Consider the following 10,949-nt stretch of genomic DNA (forward strand, 5'->3'; position numbering starts at 1 on the left):
TCAATCAACACTGGTCATGGGATCGTATTTTACGTTCCTGTTATATCAAGCAAAGCGACGTTTTACTGGGATTGTATCTGTATTATACTAATTTTGATGATGAAACCGTGCGCCGTAACTTCCGGTTTTATGAACCACGGACATTGCATGAATCTTCACTGTCTCCCTATGTACACTCTATCTTAGCTTCACGGATAGGTGACATCAACAAGGCCTACAACCTTTTTCTTCATGCTACCCGACTGGATCTCGACGACTATAACAATGAACTTAGCCAAGGACTGCACATCACCAGTATGGCAGGCAGCTGGCTTGCCATCGTTCACGGCTTCTCCGGAATGCAGGTAAAAAACAATATGCTTTGCTTTAACCCCATCATTCCCGACAAGTGGAATAAATACACATTCAAAATAAATTTCCGTGGATGTACACTACAGGTAGAGATCGGAAAAAACGAAATAAAAATCTCTATGACAGAAGGAGATGAATTGAACATACTTGTTTATGAAGTTGTTTATCATGCCAATAGGGGTAAAGAGTTAATTATTAGAAGAAATTAATCGCTAATTATTCTCAATAAGCAGACTTGGAAACCATTATAAGTTTTCAAGCTCTATGTCTTTGCACCTCAATAAGTAAGACAAACGACTCTTAATCAATAAAAAGTATGAATAAGAACTATGTAATTGTCTTGTCATTCAGTTTGTTTCTAACTGCATGCGGGCAAAAGAAGGAGGACAAAGAAGCTATTATCCGGCCTGTCAAAACAGCTATTGTAGAATCACGATCGGAAATTAAAAAAGACTTTTCAGGCATTGTAGAAGCTGTAGATTATGTAAAACTCGCATTCCGCGTGAGTGGACAAATCATCAACCTACCGGTTATTGAAGGAGAAAAAGTAAAGAAAGGGCAACTGATTGCCGCCATCGATCCCAGAGACATCGCGTTGCAATATGCCGCGGACAAATCGGCATACGAGACAGCTGCCGCCCAAGTAGAACGTAACAAACGCCTGTTGGCACGCCAGGCCATCTCACTTCAAGAATATGAAATAAGTCTATCGAACTATCAGAAAGCTAAATCTGCATTCGAATTATCATCCAACAATATGCGTGATACGAAGCTGACCGCCCCTTTTGACGGCTCTATCGAAACGCGATTGGTAGAAAATTATCAGCGCGTAAACTCCGGCGAAGGCATCGTACAACTGGTTAATACTAAAAAGTTACGTATCAAGTTCACAATTCCGGATGCTTATCTATATTTGCTGCGTTCCAACAATCAAAAGTTCCAAGTAGAATTCGATACTTATAGAGGACAAGCCTTCAATGCCAAGCTGGAGGAATACTTGGATATATCTACCGACGGAACAGGAATACCGGTGACCATCACCATTGACGACCCGGCCTTCAACCGTGCTTTATACGATGTAAAACCGGGATTCACTTGTAGCATCCGATTCTCAGCCAATGTAGGTCCTTTCTTGGAAGAAAGTATGACTGTAGTTCCGTTAAGTGCCATATTTGGCGAAAGTAACGGAAAAAAAATGTATGTCTGGGTATTGAACGGCAATCAAGTAAACCGCCGTGAAGTGAGCGTTATGTCTCCCACCGGAGAAGCACAAGCCTTTATTACCAAAGGACTAAAGGCCGGTGAAAAAGTCATCATTGCGGGAGTTAACCAATTGGTAGAGGGAGAAACGGTGAAAATTGTGAATTAGTGATTAAGTAGTTAAGTAGGCAAGTAGTTAAGTAGTTAAGTAGCAAGTAGCTATGCAGCATATAAAAAAATAAGTAAAACTTTAAACTGGTAAACAAATTCTTGACTACTTACTACCGACTATCTACTACCAGCTACTTACTACCAACTACTTACTACTTAACTACTTGACTACTAAATAATAACTACTGAATAATATGAATTTAGCAAAATACTCATTAGATAATACCAAGGTAATTTATTTCTTCCTTGCAGTGTTGCTCCTCGGAGGGATTTTCTCTTTCAGCAATCTGGGAAAAAAAGAAGATGCACCTTTCGTCATTAAATCGGCGGTCATCATGACACGCTATCCGGGAGCTGAACCCGCTGAGGTGGAACGGCTCATTACAGAACCTATCTCACGCGAGATACAAAGTATGAGCGGAGTATATAAAATAAAATCCGAGTCGATGTATGGCATCTCAAAGATAACCTTTGAGTTGCAACCTTCCTTGGCCGCCTCTTCTATTCCACAGAAATGGGACGAACTAAGACGAAAAGTACTCAACATACAACCCCAACTTCCCAATGGCGCATCCGTTCCTACGGTATCCGATGACTTCGGTGACGTATTCGGTATCTACTATGGACTGACTGCCGACGACGGATTCACCTATGAAGAGATGCGCGACTGGGCAGAACGCATTAAAACACAGGTGGTCACTGCCAACGGTGTCATGAAGGTGGCCCTCTTCGGTGTACAGACAGAAGTAATCAATATCTTTATTTCCGTAAACAAACTGGTAGGTATGGGTATCGACCCTAAACAACTGGCTTCCTTGCTGCAATCTCAAAACCAGATTATCAACACCGGAGAAATACAAGCCGGCGAACAACAATTGCGTGTAGTTGCCAACGGAATGTACAGCACTGTAAACGATATACGCAATCAGGTGATAACCACCAAAGCGGGACAAGTGAAGCTTGGTGATATTGCCGTCATTGAAGAAGGATATATGGAACCAGCCTCCACCATCATGCGCGTCAACGGAAAGCGTGCTATCGGCATCGGTGTATCCACCGACCCACAACGCGACGTAGTGCAAACAGGAGAAATGGTAGATACCAAACTGGCCGAACTTCTACCCCTGATGCCTGTGGGTATGCAACTGGAACCACTCTACCTGGAGAATGTCATTGCCAAAGATGCAAACAACGGATTCATCATCAATCTGATAGAATCCATACTTATCGTGATCGTGATTATCATGCTGGTGATGGGACTGCGTGCGGGATTGCTCATCGGCTCCTCACTGATCTTCTCTATCGGCGGCACATTACTTATCATGTCTTTCTTCGGAGTAGGATTAAACCGGACTTCCCTGGCCGGATTTATTATCGCCATGGGTATGCTGGTGGATAATGCCATCGTAGTGACAGACAACGCACAAATAGCCATTGCCCGAGGAATAGACCGTCGCAAAGCGCTCATCAACGGAGCCACCGGTCCGCAATGGGGACTATTGGGAGCTACATTCATTGCCATCTGCTCTTTCCTTCCCCTATATCTGGCTCCCTCATCAGTGGCAGAAATCGTAAAGCCGTTGTTTATCGTCCTTGCTATCTCACTGGGACTTAGCTGGATATTGGCATTGACACAAACCACCACATTCGGTAATTTCATCTTGAAAGCAAAAACAACCACCGGTGCCAAAGACCCGTATGACAAACCTTTCTATCATAAATTCGCCTCTGTCCTGCATGTGCTCATTCGTAAGAAAGTACTGACGATCGGTTCTATGGTGGTTCTGTTCATCATTTCATTGGTAGTAATGGGAATGATGCCCCAAAACTTCTTCCCTTCTCTCGATAAACCCTATTACCGTGCAGATATTTTCTACCCCGATGGTTACAACATCAACGAAGTGGCCAAAGAGATGAAAACCGTTGAAGCACATCTACTGGCACAACCGGAAGTAGACAAGGTATCCATTACCTTCGGAAGCACTCCGTTGCGTTACTATCTGGCCTCCACCTCTGTTGGTCCGAAGCCCAATTTCTGCAACATACTGGTAGAACTTAAGGATAGTAAATACACCAAAGCGCAAGAAGAAAACTTCGATGCATACATGAAAGCGAACTATCCGAATGCCATTACGCGTACCAGTCTTTTCAAATTATCGCCCGCCGTAGATGCCGCTATCGAAATCGGTTTTATCGGCAACAATGTCGATACGCTGGTAATGCTCACCAGCAAAGCTCTGGAAATAATGCACCGCAATCCCGATCTGATCAACATACGCAATTCTTGGGGAAACAAGATTCCAGTATGGAAACCGATATACAGCCCGGAACGCGCACAACCATTGGGAGTATCCCGTCAAGGAATGGCACAAAGCATCCAGATCGGCACCAATGGCATGACTTTGGGTGAATATCGCAAAGGCGACCAGGTATTACCTATCCTGCTGAAAGGAAATACAGTAATCGACTCGTTCAAAATAAACGACCTGCGCACACTACCCGTATTCGGAACCGGCACGGAAACCACCAGTCTGGAGCAAGTAGTATCGGATTTTGATTTTCAATACCGCTTCTCGAATGTGAAGGACTATAACCGTCAGATGGTAATGATGGCCCAATGCGATCCTCGACGCGGAATAAACGCCATTGCTGCCTTCAACCAAGTATGGTCGCAGGTGCAAAAAGAGATACAAGTGCCCGAAGGCTACACCATGAAATATTTCGGGGAACAGGAAAGCCAAGTAGAATCCAACGAAGCATTAGCCAAAAACATGCCGTTGACATTCTTCCTGATGTTCACCGTATTGCTGTTATTGTTCAAGACCTACCGCAAGCCGATCGTCATTTTATTAATGCTGCCGCTTATCTTCATCGGTATCGTGCTTGGATTATTACTGCTCGGCAAGTCCTTCGACTTCTTCGCCATTCTCGGTTTACTGGGATTGATCGGCATGAACATTAAAAATGCCATCGTGCTGGTCGATCAGATCGATATTGAAACAAAATCCGGAAAAGCACCGTTGGATGCGGTAGTCAGTGCTACCGTCAGCCGTATCGTCCCGGTAGCAATGGCATCGGGAACCACTATTCTGGGTATGTTGCCATTACTGTTCGATGCCATGTTCGGCGGCATGGCAGCTACTATTATGGGCGGCCTGCTCGTAGCCTCGGCTTTGACATTATTTGTACTTCCGGTAGCCTATTGCGCTATTCACAGAATAAAAGGGGACCTTCCTGCACAAAACGGAATGACAGACAATGAGAATAAATAATAAAATAGAAATGATAAATAGACATTAAGATGATGAGAATTCAGATATTAATACTTGCACTGCTGTGCTACGGAATAGATGCCACAGCACAGCAGGCACATCTCAGTCGTGAAGCCTATCGCGACCGGGTGGAAAACTATAGCCAGATACTAAAGCAACAACAGTTGAAAAGCGTGGCAAGCATGGAAGGACGCAAAATTGCTTTTACCGGATTCCTGCCACAAGTGGATATTACAGGCGAAGGCACCTTGAATCTGAAAGAAATGGATGCATGGGACGGTCCGGCAGGACAATACCGTAACCATACTTATCAGGGGGTATTTGTTGTAGCACAGCCATTGTATACCGGTGGCGCCTTACGGGCCCAAAACAAAATAGCGCAAGCGGATGAAAAATTAGACAGGCTGAATGCGGAACTCACTTTGGATCAGATACACTATCAGAGCGATGCCGTATATTGGAACGCTGCTGCCAGTCGTGCCATGCTGGAAGCCGCCGCCCGGTATGAAGAAATAGTAAAACAACAGTTCGACATCATACAAGACCGTTTCAATGACGGCATGATCAGCCGTACAGACCTGTTAATGATCTCTACCCGTAAAAAGGAAGCCGAGCTACAATACATCAAAGCGCGTCAGAATTATACGTTAGCATTGCAGAAACTGAACATATTAATGGGCGAAGATCCGAATGCACCGGTAGACAGCCTGTGTGCCATCGGAGTGATCTGCGAACCGGTAACGCTTATGAACCTGGATGACGTATTACAACGCCGCGCCGACTACGCAAGTACGGAAGTCAACATACAGAAAAGTGAAGCACAACGAAAAGCCGCCCTCAGCCAGTACAATCCTCAAATAAACATGTTCCTCACCGGCGGTTGGGCTACGGCATCGCCCAATATGGGCTACGATGTCTCTTTCACCCCCATTCTCGGAATGAACGTAAATATTCCCATCTTCCGTTGGGGAGCACGCTTCAAGGCCAACCGCCAACAAAAAGCTTATATAGGCATACAAAAGTTACAGCAGAGCTACGTGACAGATAATATCAACGAAGAACTTTCTGCCGCCCTCACCAAATTGACGGAAACGGAACATCAAGTAACCACTGCACAAGAAACCATGGAACTGGCAGAGGAGAACCTCGACCTGGCTACTTTTTCTTATAATGAAGGAAAAGCAAGTATGGTAGATGTGCTTTCGGCGCAACTTTCGTGGACGCAAGCCCATTCTAACCTTATCAATGCACATCTTGCAGCCAAAATGGCAGTAGCCGAATACCGAAAAGTAATCAGTGAATAAAAAGGTATACAGTGCCAATCAGTTTCAAATAGCTTGAAACGATCCGTTCCAACATAATAAAACCATTCGTTTCAATTAGATGGAACCATGAGTTTCAATTAGATGGAACGATTCGTTCCAATAAGTTGAAACAGAATAAGGTATTCTGTACTTTCATGTTTGATAGTTACTCTGTTTTCAAATCAACAGAATAACTACCAAACATTACTGTCGCATACATCTATTAAAAAAATATCTGTTTTTTTCTCTCTATTACTTAATAAATTTCTAACTTTGCCGCGCATTGGTTCATTTTTCCCAAGCATTCAGAAAAATGATTAAAAGGGAATCAGGTGAGAATCCTGAACAGTCCCGTTGCTGTATGTTTCATAAAAGCGTGATGAACACTACCTCATGCCACTGAGAGGCTTCTAAGCCGATTGGGAAGGCGTTTATTCACGGAAACGAGTCAGAAGACCTGCCATGCAACATGTTCAATAGCTTTCGAGGACGAGCTATGAATCCACTGATTTGTACACAAAAAGTTGTGTACAGAAAAGGTTATTCATACATATTGGTACTCTTTGAAGCTATTTGATGGAAAAGTAACTATCAAATAGAAATATTAATGGGAAAAACTATGTTCCAACGTTTCCTATGTGTAGTAGGAATGTGTAGTTTGCTTTTGCCTGTGGAGGCACAAAGCAGTAAAAACTTACGAGGTATAAATAAAGCAACAAATAATCGGAATATTGTTTTTAGATTATAACCTATGTGATAAATTCTTACGCCTGTAAATCTTGAACAAAAGAAACATTTTTATTTTAATATTAAACTATGATAAAATGAGAAAAATTTACTCTTTAATTCTTTTACTGTTTGTCACATGGCAGGTTTCTGCCCAAGTTTCAGTACAGGGTCAACCTCACCCTGTCGCAAAACAGTTAGTACCAATGAAAGCTATTGCAGAAGGTACTTTTACAATGGAAATGATTGAAAATTGGACTGGCGAAGGTAAAAATAAAGCCGCATTAGCTATCCAATGGAATGCAGAAGGAGAAACTAATGCTTTAGTATGGGGATATCGTTGGGATGGTGAAGCTACAGGAGAGAAAATGATCAGAGATATTGCAGCTGCTGATCCACGTTTTTTCTGTATGACAGAAACCGGAACAGCATATGGTTCCACAATTGCAGGTCTCGGATATGATGTTAACAAAAGTGGCGACTTTGCCGTTCAAAAAGATGGAAAAATTTACTATCCGGACGAAGAGGGCGTAATATTCACCGGAGGTTATGGATATGACGGTTTCACTTGCCTTGACCCAGAAGATTATTGGCAATCAGGCTGGTATCAAGGATATTGGTCTTATTGGCTAAAAAGTTCAGATGAAAGTGCCTGGGGCTACAGTGGTGTAGGCGCCACAGGCAGAAAATTAACAGACGGTTGTTGGGATGGATGGAATTTTGCTGTTAACATGAGTTCTCAACCATGGAAAGAAATGGCCCCTGCTGCTAAAAACGGCCCCACAGCACCATCAATAAAAATTCAACCTGAAAGTATTGTTGTTTCACCTGGTGAATCAGCAACCTTTGCTCCCGAATTTAAAGGAGATACTCTTGTTTATCAATGGTATAAAAATGAAATAGCAATACCTGATGCAAAAACTCCTCATTACACAATTCCGTCAGTTACAGTTGAAGATGCAGGTTCTTACTATTGCATTGTTAAGAATATCCTTGATGAAATCTCCACTGATACCGTAACTTTGACTGTAGGAAATAAAAACATAACTGCTATTCCTGGAAGCGAACCTAATACCGCAATAGTCACCTATGATGATTCATATATAACCTATTCCGGATTACTGACAATTCCTTCTACGATCAAACTTAATGGTAGTGATTACTCCATCATAGGCATTGATAATATGGCTTTTAAAGGATGCAACAAATTAACTTCTATAATCCTTCCGGACAATCTGACTACTTTAGGAGAAAAAGCTTTCAGCGGTTGCACAGCATTATCATCAATTATATTGCCTAACGAAGTAGAACAAATCGGAGATGAAACCTTTAGTGGATGTTCTGCCCTTACATCCATTACTGTAAATGATAAATTAAAAAGTATCGGACGAGCAGCTTTTGAAAATTGTATAGCATTAACAGACATCATTCTCCCTGACAATGTAGAAACCATCGGTTCTTCAACATTTAAGAATTGCGAAAAACTATCTTCTGTTATTTTAGGAAACTCAATAACAGAGTTAGGCGATTCTACTTTCCTTGGATGTAGTACACTAAAAAATATCATATTGCCATCCTCACTTCAAAAGATAGGGGTTCGTTCATTCAACGGATGTTCATCATTAATCAATGTAGAATTAGGTCATATCAACTCTATCGGAGACGTAGCATTCAACGGCTGTACAGCATTAACATCGATAACTTTCCCTAATAATCTTACTTCTATCGGAAACTATGCATTCTCAGGTTGTACTGAGCTTTCTTCCATTACTTTTGAGGAAGAAAAATTAAACCAATCCACATTGGAATTATCATCAATGACTATTGGGAACTATGCATTTGAAGGATGTACCAAAATAAATACACTGACAATACCTGATAAAGTAACTACTCTCGGTAACTATGCGTTCAACAAATGCGAAGCTCTAACATCCGTTTCATTCGGAAACGGACTTGTGTCCATCGGAAATTACGCTTTTGGAGATTGCAAAAAACTAACGACTGTAACATTCGGTACATCTCTTGAAACAATCGGTGAACGGGCATTCTCAAATACACAATTACCCTCGCTCACCCTACCCTCTACAACCAAAATTATTGGCGATTGGGCTTTCTATGGTTGTCCGTTAAATAGTATCGAATTTAATAACGGTCTACAAACAATCGGTAGCCGGGCATTTTATGGAGTTTCGGTAGAAAGTCTGAATATTCCTAATAGTGTTACCAGTTTAGGAAGTTATGCATTCAGCAACTGCAAAAATTTAAGTTCAGTAGTTCTCGGTACTGGTATTACTAAAATTGAAGATTATACTTTCAATTCATGTTCATCGCTAAGTAATATCGAATGTCCTTCAGTAACAGAAATAGGAGCAAGCGCTTTCGCTTCATGTTCTATATTGAAAGACATCCCCTTAAACGAAAACATTACAACATTGGGAAACGGAGCATTCAAAAGCTGCAAAGCTATTACATCAGTAACAGTACCCAATAGTGTAACCGATATGGGCACCAGCATTTTCGACGGCTGCACGGAACTTTTATCCGCAACACTTGGTACCGGAGTTTTCAGTGTTCCTAATTATACTTTCAATAATTGCTCCAAATTAGCAACAATTGTGTTATCTGAGAACATTACATCAATTGGACAATATGCATTCCAAAATTGTACATCTTTAGCTGCACTTCCTTTAACCGCTAATATCACTCAAATTAATAATTATGCATTTAAAGGGTGTACCAAACTAACATCAATAGAAGTACCTGACCAAATTACATCATTAGGAACCTATGTATTCCAAAACTGTACCGGAATAACTCATGCAAAGATAGGTTCAGGAATAACTACATTATCCAACTATACATTTTATGGATGCTCTAATCTGGAAAAAGTCGAGCTTTCAGAAAAGATCACAAACATAGGTAATTCTGCTTTTTATAATTGTCAAGGACTAAAGATACTCCCCATCACAAATGCAATTACTACTATTGGTACAAATGCATTTTATGGCTGTAAGGGATTAACATCTGCCGTTCTTTCCGACAACATAACATCTTTAGGAGGTTCTGCTTTCTATAATTGTTCCTCTCTGGAAGAAGTAACTTTAGGAAGCGGTATCACTAAACTTGAAAGCAGTTTATTCCGTAACAATTCTCAATTGAAGAAAGTAGTAGCAAATGGTATAATTACATCCCTTGCAACCCATACATTCAATGGTTGTTCCGCCTTAGAATGCATCTATATCAAATCTGAATCTGTGCCGACAGCGAGTAGTAACACATTTACCAATGTACCGGAAACCTGTATAATTTTTGTTCCAGAAACATCTGTCAATGCTTATAAAGAAGCTAACTATTGGAAGAACTTTATCATCTCCCCATGGCTCTCCAGCCTTGAAATAGTATCAACTACACCGTCTATGGACTTCGGGAATGGAGAAGAAGCAAATATTGACAAGGATACAAAAACTTTCACTATTACATTCAACCGTAATATCGTAGAGAAAGACAACATCTCTGCCACATTAAAGTTTGAAGACGAATTGGTGAATGATCAGGTACTGACTGTATCATATGCAGATAATGTTCTGACTCTGAACAGAGAAGGAGAAAGATTGCCTGCCGGTAAATACACACTGGTATTAACAACTTCCGAATCTGTATTGAATATTACATTCAATGTAGCACCATGGTTGCCTGAACTGGAAATAGTATCAACTACACCGTCTATGGACTTCGGGAATGGAGAAGAAGCAAATATTGACAAGGATACAAAAACTTTCACTATTACATTCAACCGTAATATCGTAGAGGAAGACAATATCTCTGCCACATTAAAGCTTGAAGACGAAGTGGTGAATGATCAGATACTGACTGCATCATATACAGAGAATCTTCTGACTCTGAACAGAGAAGGAGAAAGATTGCC

Annotated in this window: 5 protein-coding genes and 1 riboswitch; all 5 genes read left to right on the top strand. The window is 41.4% G+C overall.

The window, feature by feature from the left end; all coding sequences use genetic code 11:
• Positions 1-560 (top strand): glycosyl hydrolase family 65 protein (locus tag QVP90_RS02115; RefSeq protein WP_288203789.1); only part of this gene is annotated, 560 nt, incomplete at its 5' end.
• A 107-nt stretch (positions 561-667) separates the two neighbouring features.
• Positions 668-1,720: an efflux RND transporter periplasmic adaptor subunit gene (locus QVP90_RS02120; protein ID WP_021935541.1), complete on the top strand. Its 1,053-nt coding sequence runs from the start codon at positions 668-670 to the stop codon at positions 1,718-1,720.
• A 196-nt stretch (positions 1,721-1,916) separates the two neighbouring features.
• A complete protein-coding gene (locus tag QVP90_RS02125) occupies positions 1,917-4,994 on the top strand; it encodes an efflux RND transporter permease subunit (RefSeq protein ID WP_005929743.1) in 3,078 nt (1,025 codons plus the stop codon).
• Positions 4,995-5,023: 29 nt separating this feature from the next.
• A complete protein-coding gene (locus QVP90_RS02130) occupies positions 5,024-6,298 on the top strand; it encodes a TolC family protein (RefSeq protein WP_005929741.1) in 1,275 nt (424 codons plus the stop codon).
• Positions 6,299-6,564: 266 nt separating this feature from the next.
• Positions 6,565-6,777: riboswitch (cobalamin riboswitch) on the top strand.
• Between the two features lie 300 nt (positions 6,778-7,077).
• The coding region (locus QVP90_RS02135; RefSeq protein WP_288203792.1) for a leucine-rich repeat protein at positions 7,078-10,949 on the top strand (3,872 nt) is incomplete at its 3' end.

It is taken from the genome of Bacteroides sp. CAG:189, from assembly GCF_000432295.1.
Classification (GTDB): Bacteria; Bacteroidota; Bacteroidia; order Bacteroidales; family Bacteroidaceae; genus Bacteroides; species Bacteroides salyersiae.